The organism is Ruegeria sp. BE3, assembly GCF_056538865.1.
The window spans coordinates 448,345-472,051 of sequence record NZ_JBQFTW010000001.1 but is presented as its reverse complement, the minus strand read 5'-3'; the positions used below and the strand labels follow the sequence as shown (position 1 = coordinate 472,051).

21 protein-coding genes are annotated in these 23,707 nt (G+C 59.2%); 9 read left to right on the top strand and 12 right to left on the bottom strand.

Annotation, left to right across the window (positions count from 1 at the left end; genetic code table 11):
- Nucleotides 1-6: 6 nt before the first annotated feature.
- The 3 genes from ACR0AZ_RS02290 to ACR0AZ_RS02280 are packed head-to-tail and all read left to right on the top strand — an operon-like array spanning nt 7 to nt 3,900.
- Nucleotides 7-1,218, top strand: coding sequence for an acetyl-CoA C-acetyltransferase (locus ACR0AZ_RS02290; RefSeq protein WP_480469302.1), 1,212 nt, complete (start codon nt 7-9; stop codon nt 1,216-1,218).
- On the top strand, nt 1,218-1,706 hold the full coding sequence (locus tag ACR0AZ_RS02285) for a cupin domain-containing protein (RefSeq protein ID WP_480666675.1): 489 nt from the start codon (nt 1,218-1,220) through the stop codon (nt 1,704-1,706). Before ACR0AZ_RS02290 ends, ACR0AZ_RS02285 begins: the two co-directional genes overlap by 1 nt.
- Complete coding sequence (locus ACR0AZ_RS02280) at nt 1,699-3,900, top strand: 3-hydroxyacyl-CoA dehydrogenase NAD-binding domain-containing protein (protein ID WP_480469300.1); 2,202 nt, start codon at nt 1,699-1,701, stop codon at nt 3,898-3,900. Before ACR0AZ_RS02285 ends, ACR0AZ_RS02280 begins: the two co-directional genes overlap by 8 nt.
- 58 nt (nt 3,901-3,958) lie before the next feature.
- Here the strand turns inward: ACR0AZ_RS02280 and ACR0AZ_RS02275 are convergent, their stop codons facing one another.
- On the bottom strand, nt 3,959-4,654 hold the full coding sequence (locus tag ACR0AZ_RS02275) for a Hint domain-containing protein (protein ID WP_480469299.1): 696 nt from the start codon (nt 4,652-4,654) through the stop codon (nt 3,959-3,961).
- Between the two features lie 286 nt (nt 4,655-4,940).
- On the bottom strand, nt 4,941-5,873 hold the full coding sequence (locus ACR0AZ_RS02270) for a DMT family transporter (RefSeq protein WP_480469298.1): 933 nt from the start codon (nt 5,871-5,873) through the stop codon (nt 4,941-4,943).
- Between the two features lie 142 nt (nt 5,874-6,015).
- On the opposite strand from ACR0AZ_RS02270, the gene ACR0AZ_RS02265 reads away from it, so the two are divergent.
- Nucleotides 6,016-7,029, top strand: a complete 1,014-nt coding sequence (locus ACR0AZ_RS02265) for a hypothetical protein (RefSeq protein ID WP_480666674.1) — start codon at nt 6,016-6,018, stop codon at nt 7,027-7,029.
- A 3-nt stretch (nt 7,030-7,032) separates the two neighbouring features.
- Here ACR0AZ_RS02265 and upp read toward each other — a convergent pair whose 3' ends face one another.
- The 7 genes from upp to ACR0AZ_RS02230 form a co-directional block, all read right to left on the bottom strand.
- Complete coding sequence (gene upp / locus ACR0AZ_RS02260; RefSeq protein ID WP_480469296.1) at nt 7,033-7,665, bottom strand: uracil phosphoribosyltransferase; 633 nt, start codon at nt 7,663-7,665, stop codon at nt 7,033-7,035.
- Nucleotides 7,662-8,648 carry an adenosine deaminase gene (locus ACR0AZ_RS02255; protein ID WP_480666673.1) on the bottom strand — a complete coding sequence of 329 codons (987 nt, stop codon included), beginning with the start codon at nt 8,646-8,648 and terminating at the stop codon, nt 7,662-7,664. The genes upp and ACR0AZ_RS02255 overlap by 4 nt, the downstream gene beginning before the upstream one ends.
- The gene (locus ACR0AZ_RS02250; protein WP_480666672.1) at nt 8,645-9,856 is read right to left on the bottom strand and encodes a phosphopentomutase; all 1,212 of its coding nucleotides are present in this window, start codon (nt 9,854-9,856) and stop codon (nt 8,645-8,647) included. Before ACR0AZ_RS02250 ends, ACR0AZ_RS02255 begins: the two co-directional genes overlap by 4 nt.
- Complete coding sequence (locus ACR0AZ_RS02245; protein ID WP_480666671.1) at nt 9,853-11,160, bottom strand: thymidine phosphorylase; 1,308 nt, start codon at nt 11,158-11,160, stop codon at nt 9,853-9,855. Before ACR0AZ_RS02245 ends, ACR0AZ_RS02250 begins: the two co-directional genes overlap by 4 nt.
- The gene (locus ACR0AZ_RS02240; RefSeq protein ID WP_480666670.1) at nt 11,161-11,577 is read right to left on the bottom strand and encodes a cytidine deaminase; all 417 of its coding nucleotides are present in this window, start codon (nt 11,575-11,577) and stop codon (nt 11,161-11,163) included.
- A 75-nt stretch (nt 11,578-11,652) separates the two neighbouring features.
- A complete protein-coding gene (locus tag ACR0AZ_RS02235) occupies nt 11,653-12,750 on the bottom strand; it encodes a cupin domain-containing protein (RefSeq protein ID WP_480657203.1) in 1,098 nt (365 codons plus the stop codon).
- Complete coding sequence (locus tag ACR0AZ_RS02230; protein ID WP_480666669.1) at nt 12,719-13,417, bottom strand: hypothetical protein; 699 nt, start codon at nt 13,415-13,417, stop codon at nt 12,719-12,721. Before ACR0AZ_RS02230 ends, ACR0AZ_RS02235 begins: the two co-directional genes overlap by 32 nt.
- Before the next feature lie 176 nt (nt 13,418-13,593).
- On the opposite strand from ACR0AZ_RS02230, the gene ACR0AZ_RS02225 reads away from it, so the two are divergent.
- The 3 genes from ACR0AZ_RS02225 (at nt 13,594) to ACR0AZ_RS02215 (ending at nt 19,660) form a co-directional block, all read left to right on the top strand.
- On the top strand, nt 13,594-15,867 hold the full coding sequence (locus ACR0AZ_RS02225) for an NADP-dependent malic enzyme (RefSeq protein ID WP_480657201.1): 2,274 nt from the start codon (nt 13,594-13,596) through the stop codon (nt 15,865-15,867).
- Between the two features lie 285 nt (nt 15,868-16,152).
- Nucleotides 16,153-18,042 carry a propionate-CoA ligase PrpE gene (prpE, locus tag ACR0AZ_RS02220; RefSeq protein WP_480657200.1) on the top strand — a complete coding sequence of 630 codons (1,890 nt, stop codon included), beginning with the start codon at nt 16,153-16,155 and terminating at the stop codon, nt 18,040-18,042.
- A 178-nt stretch (nt 18,043-18,220) separates the two neighbouring features.
- On the top strand, nt 18,221-19,660 hold the full coding sequence (locus ACR0AZ_RS02215; RefSeq protein WP_480666668.1) for an amidase family protein: 1,440 nt from the start codon (nt 18,221-18,223) through the stop codon (nt 19,658-19,660).
- A gap of 261 nt (nt 19,661-19,921) precedes the next feature.
- Here the strand turns inward: ACR0AZ_RS02215 and ACR0AZ_RS02210 are convergent, their stop codons facing one another.
- Nucleotides 19,922-20,683, bottom strand: a complete 762-nt coding sequence (locus ACR0AZ_RS02210) for an NAD kinase (RefSeq protein WP_480469286.1) — start codon at nt 20,681-20,683, stop codon at nt 19,922-19,924.
- Between the two features lie 168 nt (nt 20,684-20,851).
- Between ACR0AZ_RS02210 and glyA the strand changes: the two genes are divergently transcribed.
- Complete coding sequence (gene glyA, locus ACR0AZ_RS02205) at nt 20,852-22,147, top strand: serine hydroxymethyltransferase (protein WP_480469285.1); 1,296 nt, start codon at nt 20,852-20,854, stop codon at nt 22,145-22,147.
- A 69-nt stretch (nt 22,148-22,216) separates the two neighbouring features.
- Here the strand turns inward: glyA and ACR0AZ_RS02200 are convergent, their stop codons facing one another.
- Nucleotides 22,217-22,591 carry a hypothetical protein gene (locus ACR0AZ_RS02200; protein WP_480666666.1) on the bottom strand — a complete coding sequence of 125 codons (375 nt, stop codon included), beginning with the start codon at nt 22,589-22,591 and terminating at the stop codon, nt 22,217-22,219.
- Between the two features lie 47 nt (nt 22,592-22,638).
- Here ACR0AZ_RS02200 and ACR0AZ_RS02195 point away from each other — a divergent pair, with 47 nt between their 5' ends.
- Nucleotides 22,639-23,439 carry an alpha/beta fold hydrolase gene (locus tag ACR0AZ_RS02195; protein WP_480666665.1) on the top strand — a complete coding sequence of 267 codons (801 nt, stop codon included), beginning with the start codon at nt 22,639-22,641 and terminating at the stop codon, nt 23,437-23,439.
- On the opposite strand, the gene ACR0AZ_RS02190 is transcribed toward ACR0AZ_RS02195, so the two are convergent.
- The gene (locus ACR0AZ_RS02190) at nt 23,440-23,625 is read right to left on the bottom strand and encodes a hypothetical protein (protein ID WP_480666664.1); all 186 of its coding nucleotides are present in this window, start codon (nt 23,623-23,625) and stop codon (nt 23,440-23,442) included.
- Nucleotides 23,626-23,707: the final 82 nt, after the last annotated feature.

Below are 23,707 nucleotides of genomic sequence, written 5' to 3'. Positions count from 1 at the left end.
GACCCCATGACCGAAGCCTATATCTATGACGCCCTGCGCACTCCGCGCGGCAAGGGCCGCAAGGATGGCAGCCTGCACGAGGTAACCTCGGTGCGCCTGTCCGCCCTGACCCTGAACGCGATGAAAGAGCGCAACAACCTGGAAGGTCACGCCGTTGAGGATGTGATCTGGGGCAACGTCACGCAGGTGATGGAGCAAGGCGGCTGTCTGGCACGCTCGGCGGTTTTGGCTTCTGACCTCGACCAATCGATCCCCGGTCTGGCGATCAACCGGTTCTGCGCGAGCGGAATGGAAGCCGTGAACCTGGCCGCGAACCAAGTCAAAGGCGGCGCAGGCGAAGCCTATATCGCGGGCGGCGTTGAAATGATGGGCCGCGTGGCCATGGGCAGCGATGGTGCCGCGATTGCCGTAGATCCGACGCTGGCAATGGATACCTACTTCGTACCACAAGGCATCTCGGCTGACATTATCGCCACCGAGTATGGTTTCAGCCGCGACGACGCCGATGCGCTGGCCGTTGAATCTCAGAAACGCGCAGCTGCGGCTTGGGAAGATAACCGGTTTGAAAAGTCGGTGATCACCATCAAGGACCAGAACGGCCTGACCATTCTGGACCGTGACGAATACATGCGCCCCGGCACCGACATGCAGAGCCTCGGCGCGTTGAACCCATCTTTCCAGATGATGGGTGAGCAGATGCCCGGCTTCGACAAAGTCGCGATGCTGAAATACCCGCATCTGGAGCGGATCAACCACATCCACCACGCAGGCAACAGCTCGGGCATCGTGGACGGCTCTGCCGCTGTTCTGATCGGCAACAAGGAATTCGGTGAGAAATACGGCCTCAAGCCGCGCGCCCGCATCAAGGCGACCGCCAAGATCGGCACCGACCCGACAATCATGCTAACCGGCCCAGTTCCGGTGACCGAGAAGATCCTTGCCGACAACGGCATGAAGATCAGCGATCTGGACCTGTTCGAAGTGAACGAAGCCTTCGCATCGGTCGTGCTGCGTTTCCAGCAGGCGTTCGATGTGGACCCTGCGTTGGTCAACGTGAACGGCGGCTCCATCGCGATGGGCCACCCGCTGGGTGCAACCGGTGCGATGATCATCGGCACCCTGCTGGATGAGCTGGAACGTCAGGACAAGGAAACCGGTTTGGCTACGCTCTGCATTGCGTCAGGCATGGGTGCGGCAACCATAATCGAGCGTGTCTGATGCCCAAGCTTGACCTTTCCCAAATCCCGTTTCGGGGTGGTTCCTCCTATCCCGGCAAACTGGCCGAAGCGGTCGGAGGCCGTTTCAATCAAGGCGTCGGAGATGCTGGAGGTCTGACCCAATACGGAGTCAACATCGTGCGGCTTGAACCCGGGGCCCTGTCCTCGCTGCGCCATTACCACATGGAACAGGACGAGTTCGCCATCATGCTCAGCGGCCAATGCGTGCTGATCGACGATGATGGCGAGCATGAGATGCTGCCCGGTGACTGTGCCGCCTGGCCCGCGGGTGAGGCCAATGGCCATCACCTTGTGAACAAGACCGATGCGCCCGCGACCTTTCTGGTGGTGGGCACACGGACCCCGACCGAGACCGGCTATTACAGCGACATAGACATGATGGTGAAGGATGATGAGAACGGATTCTCCTTCACCCGGAAAGACGGCAGCCCGCTGACGGCTGACCAGATTGGAGATGACAATGACTGATTTCACCCTCAGCAAAGACGCAGACGGCGTCGCCTTCATCACCTGGGACGTTCCGGGCAAATCCATGAACGTGCTGTCGCGCGAGGCGTTCACTCTGGTCGGCGAACTGATCGATCAGGCGCTGGCGGATGATGAGATCAAAGGTATCGTCATCACCAGCGGCAAGGAAGGCTCGTTTGCGGGCGGCATGGACCTCAGCACACTGGCCACGATCCGCCAGGAAGCTGGTGACGAACCCGCTCAGGCTCTGTTCGATTTCGTCATGAGCGGTCACAACATCCTGCGTCGGCTGGAGCTGGCGGGCATGGACCCCAAGTCGAAAAAAGGCGGCAAACCGGTCGCGTGCGCGATCAACGGCACATGCGCCGGGATCGGAACCGAGATCGCGTTGGCCTGTCATCACCGCGTCATGACTTCAAATCCAAAGGCCAAGATCGGCCTACCCGAGATTCTGCTGGGTATCTTCCCCGGCGGCGGCGGCACCATGCGTTTCAGCCGTATGGTCGGCGCGATGGCGGCAGCCCCCGTCTTGCTGGAAGGCAAGATGATGGATCCGAAAAAAGCCAAAGGCGCACAACTGATCGACGCGGTTGCAGATGATCCGGTCGCAGCGGCGAAAGAATGGGTTCTGAACGCCAAGGATGCCGATCTGGTCAAACCGTGGGACGCGAAGGGCTACAAGATGCCCGGCGGCGCACCCTACCACCCAGCTGGCTTCATGACCTTCGTTGGTGCGAACGCGATGGTGAACGGCAAAACCCAAGGTGCATTCCCGGCAGCCAAAGCTCTGCTGAGTTCGATCTACGAAGGCGCGCTGGTCGATTTCGACACCGCCCTGAAGATCGAGGCGCGCTGGTTTACCAATGTGCTGATGAACCCGTCCTCATCTGCGATGATCCGGTCGTTGTTCCTGAACAAGGAAGCGCTTGAGAAAGGCGCAGTGCGGCCCAAGGATGTACCTGATCAGCGGGTCAAGAAGATCGGTGTTCTAGGCGCTGGCATGATGGGTGCCGGTATCGCTCTGGTCTCCGCTCAAGCTGGTATGGAAGTCGTTCTAATCGACCGTGATCAGGAAGCTGCCGACAAGGGCAAGGCCTATAGCGAAAGCTACATGGACAAGGGCATCAAACGCGGCAAAGCCACCGCTGAGAAGAAAGAGGCCCTGCTGGCCCGCATCACAGCGACCCCTGATCTGGAGCATCTGAAAGGCTGCGACCTGATCATCGAAGCCGTGTTCGAGGATCCCGGTGTAAAGGCCGAAATGACCAAGAAAGTCGAGGCGATCATCCCCGAGGATTGCATCTTTGCCTCGAACACCTCGACCCTGCCGATCACCGATCTGGCGAAAGCCTCGGTGCGGCCCGAGCAGTTCATCGGCATCCACTTCTTCTCACCTGTTGAAAAGATGTTCCTGGTCGAGATCATCAAGGGCAAGGAAACCGGTGATCGTGCGGTTGCTAAGGCTCTGGACTATGTGCGCCAGATTCGAAAGACGCCGATCGTGGTCAACGATGCACGCTTCTTCTACGCCAACCGCTGCATCATCCCGTACATCAACGAAGGCGCGCGCATGATCACCGAGGGCATCAGCCCCGTACTGGTCGACAATGCCGCGCGCCAGTTGGGTTTCCCGGTCGGGCCGATCCAGTTGACGGATGAGACCTCGATCGATCTGGGTGCCAAGATCGCACGCGCGACCAAGGCGGCAATGGGCAATGCCTATCCCGAAAGCCCGTCAGACGATCTGATCTTCTGGATGGAGGAACAGGGCCGTCTGGGCCGCAAGGCCAACGCAGGTTTCTTTGACTATGACGACAAGGGCAAGCGCGTCGAATACTGGAAGGGCCTACAAGACAAGTACCCCTTGGCCGAGACGCAGCCCGACCTGATCGAAGTGCAGGAACGTCTGATGTTCGCGCAGGTTCTGGAAGCGGTCCGCGCGCTGGAAGAAGGTGTTCTGGAAGATATCCGCGAAGGCGACGTAGGCGCTATTCTGGGTTGGGGCTTTGCGCCGTGGTCCGGTGGTCCGCTCAGCTGGCTGGACATCATCGGCACGCCTTACGCCGCCGAACGCTGCGATCAGCTGGCCGAGGCCTATGGCGAGCGTTTCGCCTGTCCGCCTCTGCTGCTCGAGATGGCGGAAAAAGGTCAGAGCTTCTATGGCCGCTTCAACCCCGAGGCTCAGGCCGCCTAAACAAGGTGATGCAGGCGCATGAGGTCATGCGCCTGCATCTTTCTTTTGAAGTGTTAAGTTAGGTCTGCCATTCAGGCCGCAGAAACAGGGGCGGCACATTTGGCCGACCCGGACGCCCTGGTCGGCGTATCCCTAGGGGAGGCCGGATCGGGAATATTGGTTCTTGCGGGATGGGTGCAGGCAGCGCACCCAACGGGTTTGCAAAGGCGGATATATCGCCCTTGGTCGCAACCGCTTCGACCAGCAGTTCGGCATCTTCGGCGTCAGCGACTTCATAGGCGTTTGATATCCCCGCAGAGGCGACCATGCGTCCCGATGGGCAATAAGCCTGAAAACCACCTTCGATAAAGACAACCTCATCCTGATCGAAAAATAATGACGTTACATCAAAGGTCTGGGCCGGTGTTTGCGACTGCAACCGCCCCACCCCGCTGAGCATACGTGCAGGCACGATTGAGATGCCCTCTATCCCCAGCCCCAGCTTGCCCTGATCCAACGCCATGCCCTGTTCAGGCATCAGCCAGACAGGCCGCCCGTTATAGGCGGCGCGGGACGGAACGAGCACTGGCAGATGCTCGGCCCGTCTCTCATCGCCGGGGACAACGATGCGGTCGACGCAAATGCGCCTGAGCTCGCGAAAGCCATGATCCAATGTGCGCACCAGATCACCCGCAACCAGCGTTTCAACCAGCTTCCAGCCACTGGTCGTTGCCACCTTGGTTCCGTGCAGCAGGCCCCCACGACGTACTGACACGGCTTTCCCCGAAAAGGCCTCTCGGCCTCTGTCTTCTTGTTTCGAATACCCCGAAACACTCACTACTTCTAACACGTGCCTTCCCCCCTTTTGGCACCTTCAAACAAATTCAGAAGGGTGAGATCTTTGTGCCTCAAAGCATCTTAGTTTCGCCATATTTATGGCTAATTTGGCCTAATTTCGGCGTTTTTCACCGGGATTCCATGAACAAACCCACGCACGAAAGTAGATTTAGGCAGTTTGAGGAAACGAAAGCAGACAGCCAGACCCGAATCCGGATTGCCGATCAGCTTGCCTGAGATTGCCTTAACAGCAGCTGACGCTCTCTCCAGCCCAGTAACACTCCGGTCGTGGCGATCATACCGATACCCAGAATCTGCATGGGGCCAACCGACTGCCCAAAGGCCACCCACGCGAACAGCGGGCCGAAGATCATGACCGAGTATTCGAATACCGCGACATATGACGGCTCGCCCAACTGATAGGCCTTGATCAGCATGAACACCGCGATCGTCGAGCAGACGGCTTGTATCGCGAGCCAGGGGGCTGCTTCGTATATTGGCCAAACCCAGCCGCGCATTGCAAAGCCATCTGGGCCCGGCGTGGCCTCAAGCGGGAACAACGCCAGCCATACCAAACCTACGCCGCCAGCCAGACCGAGTGTCACCACCATCGCGGCCAGCAGAGCGACCGTGCTCTCGTTCGAACAATGCGTCCGTGTCACGACCGCGCTCAGGGCATAGAAGAATCCACCGGCGACCGGAAGCAGCGTTTTGAAATCAAAAGCATTCGGATCGGGTTGCAACACACAAAGGATGCCTGCAAAGCCCAGCAGGACTGCGGTAATCCTCCACGGGCCGATGTTTTGCTTCAGGACCAGGGCAGAAATGAGCAGCACAAAGATCGGCGATGTGAACAAACCTGCAAGCGCCTGTGCAATTGGCATCAAAGCAAGTGCACTAAAATAAAATAGCATTGCCACAGTAATCAGAATGCTGCGCAAAGCCACGATACCGTATCGCTGTGGCCTGAGGCTGCCCAGCCCCAGCAGAGACAGGCAACCGATCAAAGGCAGCATCAACAGGGCGCGGCTCAGGTGAAACTGCCAAAGCCCAATGGTCTCTGCCAGACGAATCACAAAATTGTCGATAACCCCGATGATCATCATCGAGCAGACCATCAGAAGCGATGCCAGTACCGAGGATCTGTCTTGTTCCACCCGTGCCTCCACCCTAGCCTCAAATTCGCCTGCCCGGTCCGGCACAGTCAGCATATTTTCGGAACCATGCGCAACAGGTTTGCGCCGTTGGTTTTCAACATGCTAGACTCAGAGGAAAATATTACTCGAGCAGCATTACCCGATGACGGCACTCAAACAGTACCAGCGGATCGAAGCTACCGGTCTGTGGCGCCCTACGCCCGATGAGCAACGGCGTGAGGTTGTTGTGTCCATTGGGGAAGCAACTTTGACAATCTCGGATTTCAATGACCGGGCTCTGACCCACTGGTCGCTGGCTGCATTGGAACGTCAAAACCCCGGTGCCTATCCGGCGATTTTCAATCCCGATGGCGATCCGGGCGAAACGCTGGAGCTGCCTGAGACCGAGACCACCATGATCGAGGCCATTGATCGCCTGCAACGCGCCATTGATCGTGCCCGACCACATCCCGGTCGGCTGCGCTGGCTCAGTGTGGCAGGCGTGGTGCTGGCGGTTACTGCACTGCTGCTGTTCTGGCTGCCCGGTGCGCTACAGCGCCATGTGGTCGCCGTTGTGCCCGAGATCAAGCGGCAGGAGATCGGCGATACGATCCTGCACCGGATCGAACGCGTCTCGGGCAAGGCCTGCGCCTCGCCGGACGCGCAAGCCTCGCTGGACCAGTTGGCCCGCCGAACAGGTGTACGACAGATCGTGATCCTGCCAGCAGGCTTGTCGGACAGCCTCAGCCTTCCGGGTGGGACGGTCCTGTTGAACCGGGCATTGGTCGAGGATCACGAGGATCCCGCCGTCGCAGCAGGCTACGTGATTGCAGCGCGGGCACGCGCAGCGCAGCAGGATCCGTTGGATGAGTTGTTGGACCGAACCGGCCCCGCCGCGGCATTCCGGTTGCTAACCACAGGCGGGCTGACGCCCGAGATCATAGACACCTACACCGAGGAAGTGCTGTCAGAACCGCGCCCTGTGATCACCGACGATGCGCTGCTAGCAGTCTTCGCGCAAGCCGCCCTGCCCTCAACCCCATACGCTTACGCGCATGATATTACCGGAGAAACGGTTCTGAGCCTGATCGAAGCCGACCCGATGGCAGGACGGGCACTTGAACAAGTACTGCCGGACCGCGATTGGGTCCGGCTGCAGAATATTTGCGGACAATAGCGCCTATTTGGTGCCAAACATCCGGTCGCCGGCATCACCCAGCCCGGGCATGATATAGCCCTTCGAGTTCAACTCGCGATCCAGCGCAGCCGTAACGATTTTCACATCGGGATGCGCCTCTTTCATACGTGCCACGCCTTCGGGGGCGGCCAGCAGGCAGAGGAAGCGGATATCCGTGGCGCCCTGCTCTTTCAGCAGATCGATCGCTGCAGCCGAGCTGTTGCCCGTGGCCAACATCGGATCAACCGCAATCACCAACCGGTCTTTCAGCCCTTCCGGTGCCTTGAAGTAATACTGCACCGGCTTCAACGTCTCTTCATCCCGATAGAGTCCGACAAAGCCCACACGGGCCGAAGGGATGAGTTCCAGCACCCCGTCCAGCATGCCGTTCCCGGCCCGCAGGATCGAGACCAGAGCCAGTTTCTTGCCCGCCAGAATGGGGGCATCCATCTCCTCCATAGGGGTTTCGATGTGGCGAGTGGTCAGCGACATCTCTCGGGTAACCTCATAAGCCAGCAGCAGCGTGATCTCGCGCAGCAACTGCCGGAACACTGCGGTCGAGGTGCCTTTGTCCCGCATGAGCGTCAGCTTGTGTTGCACCAGCGGGTGGTCGACGACGGTCAGATGTTCGCTCATGAGTTCTCCAGTCTTTTCTTGACCCGCGCACGGGTGTCTTCATCGCAAAAGGCCGCATTCAGGGCATTCTGATTCAACGCGGCGAAATCTTCGGCATCCCAGCCAAAGGCTGCGGCCAGCATCTCATATTCGCGCCGCATTGTGGTGTGGAAAAACGGCGGATCATCAGTTGAAACCGTGACCTTCACACCCGCATCGCGCAATCTGGCAATCGGGTGGGCAGCGAATTCGGGAAACAGACCCAGCACCACATTCGAGCCTGGACAAACTTCAAGCGTCACGTCTCTGTCAACGAGTTCGCGGATCAGGTCCGGGTCCTCGATCGCGCGCACGCCGTGCCCGACCCGCTCGACTCCCAGATCTCGAATGGCATCGCGCACGCTTTCCGGTCCGCCAAATTCTCCGGCATGGGTGGTCAGCCGCAATCCTGCCTCGCGGGCGCAATCAAAAGCCCACGCGAAATCGCCCTGCGTATGAACGCCTTCATTACCGCCCATGCCAAAGCCGGTGATCCATTCGCCTGCTGTCTCAGCCGCACAAAAGGCGCTGTGCTTGGCTTGTTCGGGGCCAAAATGGCGAACGCAGGTAACAACCCCACGCAGGGTGATGTTGAATTTGCGTTCGGCTTCGTCCGCCGCATCCTGAATGGCGGTCAGATAATCTTTCCACGCGTGCAGATCGCCACCACCGCAGAAATCCGGGCTAAGGAAGGTCTCGGAATAGACTACACCATTCGCAGCGCTTTCTTCGAGGATCGCCAGCGTCAGGCGGCAAAAATCTTCAGGCGATTTCAGCACTTCGCAGGCGGCCTCGTAGACGCTGAGGAAATGAGTAAAGTCACGGAAATCATAGGTTCCGTCGGTTTTGAAAATACCGCTCAGATCGACGCGCTTTTCATGCGCCAACTGGCGGATGAACGCGGGTGGAGCCGCGCCTTCGTGATGCAGGTGCAGTTCGATCTTGGGCAGGTCGGCTACGGTCATAGAAAACTCCGCCCCGGCCCTTGTGCCGGGATGTCCAGATGGTGCGCGATGCTGGCAGCGACATCGGCGAAATTGATCTGCCCAATCTCGCCCGCGCCCTGCCCGGCCACCAGTACCGGAACCTGTTCGCGTGTGTGATCGGTGCCTGTCCAACTGGGATCATTACCGTGATCGGCAGTCAGCAGCATCAGGTCACCGGGGCGCAGCTTTTGCAGGATCAATCCGATTTCGCGGTCGAACCATTCCAGCGCACGGGCATAGCCACTGATATCCCGGCGATGACCATAGAGGCTGTCGAACTCGACGAAATTGGCGAATGTCAGGCTGCCCTCTTCGGCCTCGTCGACCAGATCGGACAGGTGGCCCATCAGTTCGGCGTCCGAGCCTTTGCGCAGCGTATCGATCCCCTGCATCGAGAAGATATCACCGATCTTGCCCACCGCATGAACACGACGGCCTGCGTCCTGCACCCAGTTCGTCAGCACCGGCGCGGGCGGGAGGATGGCAAAGTCTTTGCGATTGGTGGTGCGGGTGAAACCGTCCTCAACCGTTCCAACGAAAGGCCGCGCGATCACGCGGCCCACCTTCATCTCATGCAATTGCGGTGCAAGCGTGCGGCACATGTCCAGCAAACGGTCGAGGCCAAAGCTCTCCTCATGCGCGGTAATCTGGAACACGCTGTCAGCAGAGGTATAGCAGATGGGCCAGCCAGTACGCATATGCTCGCCCCCAAGATCGGCGATGATGGCTGTGCCCGATGCGTGGCAATTGCCAAGGATACCTTCGGTGCCTGCGGCATCGGCAGCAGCGCGGCTAAGATCGACGGGAAACGCAGGTTTGGTATCCGGGAAATAGTGCCAGTCCCACGGGACGGGCAATCCCGCCAGTTCCCAATGGCCCGAGGGCGTATCCTTCCCCGGTGAATACTCGCGCGCGCAGCCCCAAAGCCCTGTTGGCGCGGCTTCCAACCCCGGCGCGTCATCACCCGAGGCCAGCCGCACTGCCGCGCCCAGCCCCAACGCATCAAGATTGGGCAGGTGTAAAGGGCCTGAGCGTCCATCTTCAGCGCGCCCTTCCGCACACGCCTGCGCGATATGGGCCAAGGTGTTCGCGCCAGTATCCGGCGCGGTGCCGTTGAAGAACTGATCGGCATCCGGCGCACCACCGATCCCAACCGAGTCCATGACCACAAGGAAAGCGCGGCTCATGCGCTGATCCTCTCGTGCACATGGGGTGGTTGGTCGGCGGGTGCATCGCTGAGCGTCATTGCGTTCAACACCGCCTCAGACGCCTGCCGCGCCGCGTCTTCGCGCGCCGCGTGGACCACGGCCAATGGTGCGCCTTTCTGGACCTTCTCGCCCAGCCGCAAGATGCCCGACAACCCGACCGCCGGATCAATCTCGTCGCTTTCGACCTGACGTCCGCCGCCCAGCGCGACCACGGCCAGGCCAAGCGCCTCACCATCAATGGTCGAGACATAGCCATCGCGCGGAGCGGGCACCTCCTGAATCACATTTGCCTCGGGCAGGAAGCGCGCCCAGGTGTCGACGAAATGCACCGGCCCGCCCATGGCAGCCATCATGCGGCCAAACCGTTCGGCAGCACGACCATCGCGGATCACTTCGGTGACCTGCGCCGTGCCCTCTTCAGCCGAGGCGCACATTCCCGCATCGGCCATCAAAACGCCGCCCAATTCAGCAGAGATATGGGCCAGGGGCGAGTCTTGTCCGCTGGTCATAACCTTCATCACCTCAGCCACTTCCAGCGCGTTGCCCAGCGCCGGGGCCAGCGGTTGGTTCATGTCGGTAATCACAGCCGAGGTTTTACACCCCGCCGTATTCGCCGTCTCGGTTAGCGCCTTTGCCAGCTTGCGTGCATCATCCAGCGTTTTCATGAACGCACCGCTTCCCACCTTGACGTCCAGCACCAGCGCATCGGGGCTGGCCGCCAGTTTCTTGGACAGGATCGACGCCGTGATCAGATCGAGGCTTTCCACCGTTGCCGTCACATCGCGTATTGCATAGAGCCTTTTGTCCGCTGGTGCGATCTGTCCCGTCGCGCCAACAATCGCGGCACCGGTTTCTTTCAGGACCTGCGCCAGACGGCCCTGTCCGATTTGTGTGGCCACACCCGGGATCGCCTCAAGCTTGTCCAGCGTGCCGCCGGTATGACCTAGTCCACGCCCTGAGATCATCGGCACATAGGCCCCGCATTCCGCCAGCGCCGGGGCCAGCACGAGGCTGACGCAATCCCCCACCCCACCGGTTGAATGCTTATCGATCACCGGGCCATCCAAATCCCAGTGCAGCACCTCGCCGCTGTCGCGCATGGCAATGGTCAGATCGGCCCGACCCTGCGCGCCTAGCCCACCCATGCAGACGGCCATGGCAAAGGCCCCGGCCTGCGCGTCGCTGACGCCACCATCGGCCAGACCCTGCGCGAACCAGCGCACCTCTTCGCCTGTAGGCACCTCATGACGGCGCAGCTTGGCGATGATCGAACGCGCGTCCATTCAGCTGTCTTCCATATGCGAAGCGTCAAAAGCACCCGGCAACAGGTCGGCAATTGTCGTACTGGTTTCCAGACCGTCAACCGTCGCCATCGTGACCACGACGTCTCCTTTTCCGAACTCGGCCAGCTTCTGGCGGCACCCGCCGCAAGGCGGCACAGGCTGCGGGCTGCTGGCGACCACATAGACTTCGGTCAGTTCTTTCTCGCCGGCGGCCACCATTGCCGCGATTGCCCCGGCCTCGGCGCAAGTGCCTTCGGGATAAGCTACGTTCTCGACATTACATCCGGAATATACCGTACCCGAGCCTGACCGGATCGCGGCCCCAACCTTGAAATTGGAATAAGGCGCATGGGCGTTTTCCCGAACGGCGAGCGCGGCATCTTTCAGAGACATGGGCGATTCCCGATTTTTGATCATCTGGTCAGAAAACCCCACTCTAACGGAAAGCGTAGCAGAATTTGAAGCCCTTCAAGCGCTGATTTCCACAGCCTTCTAGCCAATCGTGGTATTGAACGTTCCGGGCAACGTGACCTCGAGCAGTTCGACATCGTCGGAAGGTTCGGCCAGGCGAGTGCGCATACCGGGCGGGATCACGAAAGCATCACCCTGTTCCAACCGATAGGGTTCGCGCCCCTCGCCCTCCAACGTGACCTCGCCATTCATGACGAAGGTAAAGTGAATATCCGTATCATGGCTGGCCCATTCCGGCGTGCCCTGTCCCAGGCGTACGACCTGCACACCGGCCACCCCCTTGGTGTTCTCGGCAATTGTCGTGTCGCGACAAATATAGCCCTGCAGGCGGAAGGGACCCCATTCGGCGTCTTTGGCCTGATTGTAGACGAAACGCTGTCCTTGCCATTCTCGATCTGGGCGATACTGCGACGTCGGAAGCTCCATCTGATGGTCGATTTCGGTCACGTGTTCGGCGGGCACGCCGATCTCGATCACCTGAACATTGTCAGACGCCTCAAGCACCCGGTGGCGAATTTCCGGCGGCTGGATAAAGCAATCTCCGGCGGTCAGACGCATCTTGTCGCCCTGATCCTCGTAAACCACATCGACCCAGCCATGGATGCAGAAGATCAGCTGAAATCCGACCTTATGGAAATGCACCATATCCGGCACCGGGCCGCCATCGGGAATGCGGATATGGCTGGCGATGATCGACCCACCCAACCGATCCGGCACCAGATCGCGGTAGTGCATCCCGGCGCGTCCGATGATCCAGGGTGCCTGATCCTTCAGCCTGCGCACCACGAAGGAGTGTACCGTGTCGGGCATCACCATCGGAGGGTTCAATTCCTCAATCTCAACCCGCGTGCCATTCGGAGCGATAAGACTGCGCTGACCATCGGCAAAGCCGTCCGGGTCGTCTGTGAGAATGCGCAGAGTACCTGCGGCCTCTGGCGCGTCCTTTTCAACCCGCAGCCGCAGCCCATGACCCGAAAAAACCGCGATCCGTGGGTCATCGGCCGGATAGATCATATCCATCCGCATCCCAAGAACTTTGGTGTAAAACGGGATATCGTTCCGTAATTCCTGGGTCGGTAGGCGAATTTCAGCGCGCGTCTGGCTTTCGGTGGAGGTCATTTGTTGTCTCTTCAGTCTTCGATTTTGGCCATCCGATCAGAACAGCGGCCAAAATGCCAACCGAAAAGTACATCTCGAGCGTTTCTTCGAGAGCAAACAACCGCGCGGCCATCGTGACCGAAAGGCTGGCCTCGAAAAAACCACTTACTTCCTCCAGAAGCTGCGCGATCACGGCCACGCTTCCGGCCCCCAAAAACACCAGCATGAACGGAGCGCGGAGCTTGATCGCCCTCCAGGCGTTGGGGATGCCATGCCATACGGCTCCGCCTATGACCACCAACGCCAGCGCGACCCGCACTGCGGTCAGGTCCAGTAGCGTATCAAAACTGTTTAGCACCATGAAAGGCAGGCTGCTTTCGGCATAGATATCAGCCTCAAGCTCTCGTTCCGCCAAAAGCAGACAGACGAGCCCGATATACATCCGCGTCAGTCCGCGATACCGGATCAACGCCACCGGTCCCGCCATGAACAAGGCCGCCGCCGAAAGGGTCTCAATCAAACCGCCTTCCTGGTTGAAAGTGGCGGCCTGCTGTGGCCAGATCGCGACTGCACACAGGAACACGGCAGCCACAGACAGCGCCAAGCCAAGTGGAAACCAGCCTGTGCCAGACGTGGAATAGGTGTGAGTGCCAACCGGCACGCTGCGGTGATCGTCTTTGTAGCTCATGCTCGAAGCCCTGCCGCCTGCGAAACTAGTAATATTCTGGCGAATTGGCCGTATGTAAAGGATTTGTGACAAAGTACAACAAACGTCTCTGTGAGGTGTGGAAGTGACGCAACGTAGCCAAGCCCGAAAAAATAGTTTAACGATCAAACAAATTCTGGAACGGAGTTAAATCGCCGATGTCTGACACACCCAGCCTGCGGCAGGCCGCCCTTGACTATCACGCCCATCCAAAGCCCGGAAAGCTTGAGATCAAAGCCACCAAACCTATGGCGAATGGCCGCGATCTTGCGCGCGCCTACTCGCCGGGTGTGGCTGAGGCCAGCCTTGAAATTAAGGACGATGCGGCAAATGCCGAGAAGTACACCGCGCGCGGCAACCTCGTCGCTGTGGTGTCCAATGGCACAGCGGTTCTGGGATTGGGCAATATCGGCGCGCTGGCTTCGAAACCGGTGATGGAAGGCAAGGCGGTTCTGTTCAAAAAGTTCGCCGGGATCGATTGCTTCGACATCGAAGTGGACCAACCCGACCCCGAGAAACTGGCCGATATCGTCTGCGCGCTCGAGCCCACCTTCGGTGCCATCAACCTTGAAGACATCAAGGCCCCCGATTGCTTCATCGTCGAAAAACTCTGCCGCGAACGGATGAACATCCCCGTTTTCCACGACGATCAACACGGCACCGCCATCGTTGTCGGCGCTGCGGCGAAGAACGCCCTGCATGTCGCAGGCAAGAGGTTCGAGGATATCAAGATCGTCTCGACCGGGGGTGGTGCTGCCGGGATTGCCTGCCTCAGCATGCTGGTCAAGCTGGGTGTTAAGCGCGAGAATATCTGGCTGTGTGACATTCATGGGCTGGTCTATGAAGGCCGCACCGAGGATATGAACCCGCATAAGGACCAGTTCGCGCAGAAAACCGATCTGCGTACACTGGACGATGTGATCGGAGGGGCCGACCTGTTTCTTGGGCTCAGCGGGCCGAATGTGCTCAAACCCGAGATGGTCGAGAAGATGGCGAAGACGCCGATCATCTTTGCGCTGGCCAACCCAACGCCCGAAATCCTGCCGCAAGCCGCGCGAGAGGTCGCACCCGATGCGATCATCGCGACGGGCCGCAGCGACTTCCCGAACCAGGTGAACAATGTCCTGTGTTTTCCGTTCATCTTCCGTGGCGCGTTGGATGTTGGCGCGACCGAGATCAATGACGCCATGCAGATCGCCTGTGTCGACGGCATCGCTGAGATGGCGCGGGCGACCACCAGTGCCGAAGCCGCTGCGGCCTACAAAGGCGAACAACTGACTTTCGGACCAGATTATCTGATTCCAAAGCCCTTTGACCCGCGTTTGGTGGGCGTTGTGTCTTCATCTGTCGCAAAGGCGGCGATGGAGAGCGGTGTTGCCAAACGCCCCATCGACGACCTTGAGACTTATAAAGAGCGTCTGAACCAAACCGTCTTCAAATCGGCTCTGCTGATGCGACCGGTGTTCGAAGCTGCTGCTGCCGCCTCGCGCCGGATCGTCTTTGCCGAGGGCGAGGACGAGCGCGTGCTGCGTGCAGCCCAGGCTATTCTTGAGGAGACCACTGAAACCCCGATCCTGATCGGCCGTCCGGATGTGATCAACGCACGCTGCGAGCGATTGGGTTTGACCGTGCGTCCTGGCCAGGATTTCCAGATTGTGAACCCGCAAGATGACCCGAGATACTACGACTATTGGAATTCATACCATCAGATCATGCAGCGACGGGGCGTGACGCCCGATCTGGCCAAGGCCATCATGCGCACCAACAACACAGCCATCGCGGCAATCATGGTACATCGCGGAGAAGCTGACAGCATGATCTGCGGCACATTCGGCGAGTATCGTTGGCATCTGAATTATGTCCAACAGGTCCTGGATGAAGGGGACTTGCGCCCACACGGGGCGCTGTCGCTGATGATCCTCGAAGACGGTCCTCTGTTCATCGCGGATACGCATGTTCGGCAACTACCAACTCCTGAAGAATTGGCCGAAACAACATTGGGCGCAGCGCGTCACGTCCGGCGTTTTGGACTGGAACCAAAGATCGCCTTCTGTTCGCAATCGCAATTCGGCAATCAGGCCGAAGGCTCGGGCAAGCGACTGCGGGCAGCACTGGAAATCCTCGATTCCGAACCGCGCGATTTCACCTATGAAGGCGAAATGAACCTGGATGTGGCGCTGGACCCTGAATTGCGTTCGCGGATATTCCCCAGCTCGCGATTGGAAGGAGCGGCAAACGTTTTGATCTTTGCCCATGCGGATGCGGCGAGCGGCGTGCGCAATATCCTGAAGATGAAAGCGGACGGGCTTGAGGTTGGGCCGATCCTGATGGGAATGGGAAATAAAGCGCATATCGTGACCCCGTCGATCACCGCCCGCGGATTGCTGAACATGGCTGCGATTGCGGGAACGCCAGTGGCCCATTATGGGTAGAGCAGCATCGGCATAACTCCAAGATAACCCCGGGCGCCCATACAGGCGCTCGGTGCGATTCTGTAGGCGCGATGGTTTTTGCACTCATAAATTTGCAGCTTTGCAAAAAGCTGCATCGGATGCTGCAAACAACCCTTCCGCCAGTGTATTTGCAAAAGTTTGCAGCCAAAACAGAAAGATTCTGCAAAGATTTTGCGATAAACTGACGCGCCGTTGTTCGCATCGCTTGTCGCCTTTGCGTCGTACCCCTTACACAAAGCGCAAGGAGTTTTGGAGGAGGCCATCATGGCGTACAAAGACGTTTACGAGAGTTGGAAAACCGACCCCGACGCTTTCTGGATGGAAGCCGCAAAAGGGATCGACTGGGTTCAGGCCCCCAGCAAGGCCCTGTTTGACGACAATGCGCCTTTGTACGAATGGTTCAGCGACGCCAAGGTGAACACCTGTTGGAACGCGGTAGACCGGCATGTCGAGAATGGCCGGGGCGAACAGACAGCCATCATTTATGACAGCCCGATCACCCACACCAAACGCGAAATCTCATATGTCGAGCTGCGTAACCGTGTCGCCAACCTCGCCGGTGCATTGCGGGCAAAGGGTGTTGAGAAAGGTGACCGGGTCATCATCTATATGCCGATGATCCCCGAAGCGCTGGAGGCGATGCTGGCATGCGCCCGTCTGGGTGCGGTGCATTCGGTTGTGTTTGGCGGTTTTGCCAGCAACGAACTGGCGGTGCGCATCGACGACGCGAAACCCAAAGCGATCATCGCAGCCTCCTGCGGGATGGAGCCGGGTCGCGTTGTGCACTATAAACCCCTGCTGGACGGCGCCATCGATCTTGCCAGCCACAAGCCCGAATTCTGCGTGATCTTCCAGCGCGAACAGGAGGTTGCGCAGCTGATCGAGGGGCGCGATGTGAACTGGCACGGGTTCCAATACGGAACCGAGCCTGCAGAATGTGTACCCGTCAGCGGCAACGATCCGGCCTATATCCTCTATACCTCTGGCACGACCGGAGCCCCCAAAGGCGTGGTGCGTCCGACAGCGGGCCATCTGGTTGCGCTGAACTGGACGATGAAGAACATCTATAATGTCGACCCCGGTGATGTTTTTTGGGCGGCCTCGGATGTGGGCTGGGTCGTTGGGCATTCCTATATCTGCTACGCCCCGCTGATCCACGGAAACACCACCATCGTGTTCGAAGGCAAACCCGTCGGCACACCCGACGCCGGCACGTTCTGGCGCGTGATTTCCGAACATAAGGTCAAAAGCTTCTTCACCGCACCCACCGCGATCCGCGCCGTCAAGCGCGAGGATCCCAAGGCCGAGATGATGGCGCAATACGATCTGTCGTGTCTGAAAGCCCTATATCTTGCGGGCGAACGTGCCGATCCCGACACGATCATCTGGGCACAGGATGCATTGAAGGTTCCGGTTATCGATCACTGGTGGCAGACCGAGACCGGTTGGGCCATTGCCGGAAACCCGCTGGGGATCGAGGAATTGCCGGTCAAGCTCGGCTCGCCCGCGAAACCGATGCCGGGCTATGACGTCCAAATTCTGGACGAAGGCGGCCATCCGATGAAACCCGGTGAGTTGGGCGCAATCGCTGTCAAACTGCCCTTGCCTCCGGGTACGTTGCCGACGCTTTGGAACGCGGAGGCGCGGTTCAAGAAATCCTATCTGGAGCATTTCCCAGGTTATTATGAAACCGGCGATGCAGGGATGATTGATGAGGATGGATACCTCTACATCATGGCCCGGACCGATGACGTGATCAACGTCGCGGGCCATCGTCTGTCGACGGGCGGGATGGAAGAGGTTCTGGCTGCCCATCCCGATGTTGCTGAATGCGCCGTGATCGGGGTTTCAGACCAGTTGAAAGGGCAAATGCCGGTTGGGTTCCTGTGCCTCAACGCAGGTTCGGACCGGAACCACGATGACGTGGTGGCCGATGTGGTCAAGATGGTCCGTGACAAGATTGGCCCCGTCGCAGCGTTCAAGAAAGCGGTGGTGGTGGATCGTCTGCCCAAGACACGTTCCGGCAAGATCTTGCGTGGGACGATGGTGTCGATCGCGGATGGCAAGGACTACAAGATGCCGGCCACGATCGATGATCCGGCTATCCTGGACGAAATCACCTCGGCCCTGCGGACCATTGGCTACGCGCCGTAAATAATCAGCAAACCAAAGGTGCGCCTTACGGCGCGCCCTGTTTGCGCTGACGCGCCAGTGCGAGGCTCCGCCTCGCGCTCCGAGATATTTTGGGCCAGATGAAGGGCGGAGCCATTTTGTGGGAGCGGGTCTTGTCATTGGCTGTTCGTCGCCTCAGGTTGAGGCGAGGAGGACGAGCATGGCAAATGGCAACATCTGGCGTCTTGGTGCATCCGAACTGACTGCGCTAACGCGAACAGGCGATCTAAGCGCGGAAGAGGTTATTCAGGACGCCTTGGCGCGGATGCATCAGGTAAATCCCGCGCTGAATGCGGTAGTGGAGGACCTTGGTACGGAAGCCTTGGAGCGCGCCCGCGCGCTTGATCAGGCGCGAGATGGCGGCGCTCCGGTTGGGCCTTTGCATGGTGTTCCGGTTACCATCAAGGTCAATGTCGATCAGAAGGGACACTCCACCAACAACGGGGTAACTGCCCTGAAGGATGTAGTCGCCCCCGATGACGCGCCTGTGGTTTCGAACCTTCAAAACGCCGGAGCCGTCGTGATTGGGCGGACCAATACACCCGAGTTTTCCTTTCGCGCCGACACGGACAACCCTCTTTATGGGCGGACGCATAATCCCTGGGGAAGCCATATCTCGCCGGGCGGCTCATCAGGCGGCGCCGGGGCTGCTGTTATGGCCGGGATAGGGGCGCTGGGACATGGCAATGACATCGGTGGCAGCCTGCGATTCCCTGCCGCGGCCAATGGTGCCGTCACCGTCAAACCCGGCCTCGGACGTGTGCCTGCGTGGAACCCGAGCCAGAAAGTGGAACGTGGATTGCTTGCTCAGTCCATGTCGGTGCAGGGGGTGATCACGCGATCGGCGGCAGATCTGCATTTGTCGATGCCTTCTCTGATCGCAGCGGATCCTCGCGATCCCTTCCATGTGCCGATGCCCTGGCACGGGGCGCGGCTCGAAGAGCCAATAAAGGTTGCCTATACCAAGAACACATTTGGCTACGACTTGCATCCCGAGGTGGCAAAGGCGCTGGACACCGCACGGGAGGCCCTGAGCGATGCGGGCTATGCAGTGACCGAGATTGATCCGCCCGATGTGTTTGAATGCGGGCGTTTGGGTTATCGCGCCCTGATGGGCGAAGTGCTGACCCTGATGAAGGGTGACATAGAGGCTGCGGGCTCAGAGACCATTCGTGAGATTTTTGAGGTCTATTTTCAGGAATTTCCGCCGATTGTCGGAACCGAGCTGATACATGCGCTGGCGCAACGCACCCACTACGCGCGCGAATGGTCGCTGTTCATGCAGGATTATCCGCTGATACTGTCCCCGTTCCTGCCGCAGCCCTTCTTCAAACCCGACCGGGACACCGAAGGAGCAGAAGGAGTGCATGAGGTGTTGGGCTGCGCGGTTTATTCCTATGCGATGAACTTCCTCGGCCTGCCTGCCGCGAGCGTGCCTGCGCGACTGGCAGAGCTACCAAACGGACCACAGCCGATCAACGTACAAGTCACCGCGCAACGTTGGCGCGAGGATATGGCCGTCGACGCCGCTGCTGCCATCGAAGAGCGTGTTGGGCAAATGGCTCCGATTCTGTGGGACAGGATGGCAGCGCATGTCTGAGGGAGTTCTCGAAGTAAATAGACCCCGGGGTTTTGTGCCCGGGGTCCGCATACTAAAATATGCCCGGAGATCTGATGACGAGCGTAGCACCACCCACCCTCGCCAGCGCATAAAACACGCAATCATTCGAAAACACCGTTAGGTGGCCACTCACTTCCACCTTGGCGTGATCTCCGAGTAAATTAAAATTAACAAAGGATAAGCCCCTCGCATGTGAACTGGTTCACACAACAGAGAGGAAATCGAGAATATCGATCACGATTACGTGAACTGCTCTGAGATCAATCGCTCTTCCAGACCGTGCCCCGGGTCGAACAGGATACGGTGCTGGACGCTGGGTTCGGAGCTGATCTCGACCCAGTCAATATCGGGGAAGGCTATCGAATCAGCCGCGACAATGACCGGGCGCTTGTCAGCCTCGATCACTTCGAATCTGACCCGTGCCATTTTTGGCAGAAGTGCCCCGCGCCAGCGACGAGGACGAAATGCAGCGATCGGCGTCAGCGCCAATACATCCGCGCCAATCGGAACAATTGGTCCATGGGCCGAGTAGTTATAGGCTGTGGACCCGGCAGGTGTGGACAAAAGCGCCCCGTCGCAAACAAGCTCGGCCATGCGCACCCGTCCATCGACACTGATCTTCAGGCGGGCTGCCTGCGGGCCGGCGCGCAGCAGAGAGACCTCGTTAATGGCGAGCGCCTCATGTTGCTTACCGGACTGATCCATCGCGGTCATGCTGAGTGGATTGATCACCTCTTCTTCGGCCTCGGCGAGGCGCGCCATCAGGTCGGTTTCGGCATATTCATTCATCAAGAATCCGATGGTGCCGCGATTCATTCCGTAAACCGGTGTGTCGAGGTGCTGAATCCCATTCAGTGTATGCAGCATGAACCCGTCGCCGCCCAGCGCCACGACCACATCTGCATCTCTGGGCGCCGCGTTGCCATACCGAGCCACCAAAGCGTCGCGGGCGGTTTGCGCCACTTTGGCGTCGCTGGCCAGGAAGGCGATTCTTTTGGTCATGGTTTGCGGTTTCCAGTGCTGCACATTTGGTTCCGAAACAAACATACCTTTCCGCGTTACGCCAGAGTTGACGCCATAGCGGGCCAATTCGTCGCTTTACAACCTTTCTCGACCGTTCGGTTTCCGATAGGAAATCCGCCAGATAAACCCCAGCCCTGTGGAGCCATTATGAACGCCAACCTTCGTGATACCGGTTTCTTTACCCAGTCCCTTGCGGATCGTGACCCCGAGCTGTTTGGATCAATCACATCCGAACTGGGCCGTCAGCGCGACGAGATCGAGCTGATCGCGTCCGAGAACATCGTCTCTGCCGCCGTGATGGAGGCGCAGGGCTCGGTGATGACCAACAAATATGCCGAAGGGTATCCGGGCCGCCGCTACTATGGCGGCTGCCAGTTCGTCGATATCGCCGAGAACCTGGCCATCGACCGCGCCAAGCAGCTGTTTGGTTGTGAGTTCGCCAACGTGCAGCCGAACTCGGGTTCGCAAGCGAACCAGGGCGTATTTCAGGCGCTGATCAAACCCGGCGACACCATTCTGGGCATGTCACTGGATGCAGGCGGTCACCTGACCCACGGTGCACGTCCGAACCAGTCGGGCAAGTGGTTCAACGCCGTGCAATACGGTGTGCGCCAGCAAGACAACATGCTGGATTACGATCAGGTCGAGGCGCTGGCGAAAGAGCATCAGCCCAAACTGATCATCGCCGGCGGTTCGGCCATCCCGCGCCAGATCGACTTTGCCCGCATGCGTGAGATTGCGGATATGGTCGGAGCGTATTTGCATGTGGACATGGCGCATTTCGCCGGTCTGGTTGCAGCAGGCGAACACCCCTCGCCCTTCCCGCATGCACATGTGGCAACCACCACAACGCACAAGACTCTGCGCGGCCCGCGCGGCGGCATGATCCTGACCAATGACGAGGATATCGCCAAGAAAGTGAACTCGGCGATCTTCCCCGGCATTCAGGGTGGCCCGCTGATGCACGTGATCGCGGCCAAGGCCGTGGCTTTTGGCGAGGCGCTGCAGCCTGCCTTCAAAGACTACATCAAACAGGTTGTCGTCAACTCGCAGGCATTGTCGGATCAACTGATCAAAGGCGGTCTGGATACTGTGACCCACGGCACCGACACTCATGTTGTTCTGGTCGACCTGCGCCCCAAAGGCGTCAAAGGCAATGCGACCGAGAAAGCCCTGGGTCGTGCGCATATCACCTGCAACAAGAACGGCGTTCCGTTTGACCCCGAAAAGCCGACTATCACCAGCGGCATCCGTCTGGGTTCGCCCGCCGGAACCACGCGCGGTTTTGGCGAGACGGAATTCCGCCAGATCGCGGACTGGATCATCGAAGTTGTGGATGGTCTGGCCGCCAACGGTGAAGACGGCAACGCCGCTGTTGAGGCCAAGGTGAAGGCAGAAGTCGCAGAACTGTGCGCGCGCTTCCCGATCTATCCGAACCTCTGATCCCACGCAGGTTCTGAAACAGAAAACGGCGCCTCAGTGGGCGCCGTTTTTCTTTGGCTTGGAACCGGTTCAGATGAACCCGCGCCAGCGCATTACGACAATCGTCAGCGCTGCCAATGCGATCAGGCCCAGCGCCAGCGAGCCCAGAAAACTCAGAAACCAGCCCCAACGCCGATCCGCCAGATTGATCGCGTTCAGATGGGTCTGCACGTCATCCGACGCTTTCTCGAGCTTTGGCATATCCAAAACCATCCTAAGCTTCGGGTGTTCAGCCATCTGTTCAGCGCGGGCCAGCACCATCGCCTGCTTGTAGACCTTGCGCGGCAAACGACGCTTCGCCCGCCGAACCGAGGCAATCAGGGTCTTGTCCTTCACCCCAAGCTTTTTGCGCAGCAAACGAATGGTCTGCGCGATTTGGGTCTGGATATCGGTTTCCTGCGTCATCTGCGCCTCCTGACGGGGCAATTTAACCTTGTGCCACGCGGGCGACAATGGGGCTGGTTGTTCTGCCCGGCGACGCGTATCACAGGGGCATGCTGAATACGATCATCCATGGCGACCCGACCGATCACCCGCCCCTGCTGATTGCGCATGGCCTATATGGCTCGGCGCGCAACTGGGGGGTAATTGCGCGGCGACTCTCGGACGAACGGCAGGTGATTGCGGTGGACATGCGCAATCATGCCTACAGCTTTTGGGACGCCCAACATCGCTATCCTCAACTGGCACAGGATCTGGCCGAGGTGATCGACAGCGTCGGAGGCACCGCCGACATTGTCGGGCATTCCATGGGCGGGAAGGCCTCGATGATGCTCGCCTTGGAACATGGTGAACTGGTGCGTAAACTGGTCGTTGCGGACATAGCGCCCGTCACATACGGCCACAGTCAGATCCAGTTCATTGAGGCAATGCGAGCGGTCGACATGTCCCGCGTTCAACGCCGCTCGGACGCCGAAGCACAGCTGGCCGATCTCGGCGTGGAAAAGTCCCTGCAGAGCTTCTTTACGCAATCTTTGGATGTCGAAGGCGGACGCTGGCGGCTGAACCTGGACGTTCTCGCCGGCGAAATGCCCAAGATCATGAGCTTTCCTGAGATTTCAAGCAGCTGGAATGGCCCTGCCCTGTTCCTGTCCGGCGCAGCCTCGGATTATGTGTTGCCCGAACACCGTGACCGGATTCGCGCCCTGTTCCCTGCTGCCCGGTTCGCAAAAATTCCCGGCGCAGGTCACTGGCTGCACGCCGAGAAACCCCGCGAATTCGAAGCCGCCGTCAGAACCTTCCTGAACGCCTGATCAACCGCTCGTGTAGAGACGATTGGCCACCAGCCACGACACGGGCGCAGCCACAACCGCCCCCGCTACTGCGGCAGAGATAATGGCCATCGCCGTCACCATTCCAGCCGCCAATACGGCGATGACGGCGCTGCCTGCAAGGGCAGCGGCAATCAGAGAATAGAGCATGGTTGCAAGGCGTAGCATGGCCTGTCGTCCTGTTTGTGAATATCTGCGCCTCACATTACAACGACAGAATGTGTTCTACTTTGACCTGTATCAGGTCAGG

Bases quoted from the DNA above. Each gene is read 5' to 3' on its own strand.
- ACR0AZ_RS02290 (WP_480469302.1), top strand. From the start codon at position 7: ATGACCGAAGCCTATATCTATGACGCCCTGCGCACTCCGCGCGGCAAG.
- ACR0AZ_RS02285 (WP_480666675.1), top strand. From the start codon at position 1,218: ATGCCCAAGCTTGACCTTTCCCAAATCCCGTTTCGGGGTGGTTCCTCC.
- ACR0AZ_RS02280 (WP_480469300.1), top strand. From the start codon at position 1,699: ATGACTGATTTCACCCTCAGCAAAGACGCAGACGGCGTCGCCTTCATC.
- ACR0AZ_RS02265 (WP_480666674.1), top strand. From the start codon at position 6,016: ATGACGGCACTCAAACAGTACCAGCGGATCGAAGCTACCGGTCTGTGG.
- upp (WP_480469296.1), bottom strand. From the start codon at position 7,665: ATGAGCGAACATCTGACCGTCGTCGACCACCCGCTGGTGCAACACAAG.
- ACR0AZ_RS02255 (WP_480666673.1), bottom strand. From the start codon at position 8,648: ATGACCGTAGCCGACCTGCCCAAGATCGAACTGCACCTGCATCACGAA.
- ACR0AZ_RS02250 (WP_480666672.1), bottom strand. From the start codon at position 9,856: ATGAGCCGCGCTTTCCTTGTGGTCATGGACTCGGTTGGGATCGGTGGT.
- ACR0AZ_RS02245 (WP_480666671.1), bottom strand. From the start codon at position 11,160: ATGGACGCGCGTTCGATCATCGCCAAGCTGCGCCGTCATGAGGTGCCT.
- ACR0AZ_RS02240 (WP_480666670.1), bottom strand. From the start codon at position 11,577: ATGATCAAAAATCGGGAATCGCCCATGTCTCTGAAAGATGCCGCGCTC.
- ACR0AZ_RS02235 (WP_480657203.1), bottom strand. From the start codon at position 12,750: ATGACCTCCACCGAAAGCCAGACGCGCGCTGAAATTCGCCTACCGACC.
- ACR0AZ_RS02230 (WP_480666669.1), bottom strand. From the start codon at position 13,417: ATGAGCTACAAAGACGATCACCGCAGCGTGCCGGTTGGCACTCACACC.
- ACR0AZ_RS02225 (WP_480657201.1), top strand. From the start codon at position 13,594: ATGTCTGACACACCCAGCCTGCGGCAGGCCGCCCTTGACTATCACGCC.
- prpE (WP_480657200.1), top strand. From the start codon at position 16,153: ATGGCGTACAAAGACGTTTACGAGAGTTGGAAAACCGACCCCGACGCT.
- ACR0AZ_RS02215 (WP_480666668.1), top strand. From the start codon at position 18,221: ATGGCAAATGGCAACATCTGGCGTCTTGGTGCATCCGAACTGACTGCG.
- ACR0AZ_RS02210 (WP_480469286.1), bottom strand. From the start codon at position 20,683: ATGACCAAAAGAATCGCCTTCCTGGCCAGCGACGCCAAAGTGGCGCAA.
- glyA (WP_480469285.1), top strand. From the start codon at position 20,852: ATGAACGCCAACCTTCGTGATACCGGTTTCTTTACCCAGTCCCTTGCG.
- ACR0AZ_RS02200 (WP_480666666.1), bottom strand. From the start codon at position 22,591: ATGACGCAGGAAACCGATATCCAGACCCAAATCGCGCAGACCATTCGT.
- ACR0AZ_RS02195 (WP_480666665.1), top strand. From the start codon at position 22,639: ATGGGGCTGGTTGTTCTGCCCGGCGACGCGTATCACAGGGGCATGCTG.
- ACR0AZ_RS02190 (WP_480666664.1), bottom strand. From the start codon at position 23,625: ATGCTACGCCTTGCAACCATGCTCTATTCTCTGATTGCCGCTGCCCTT.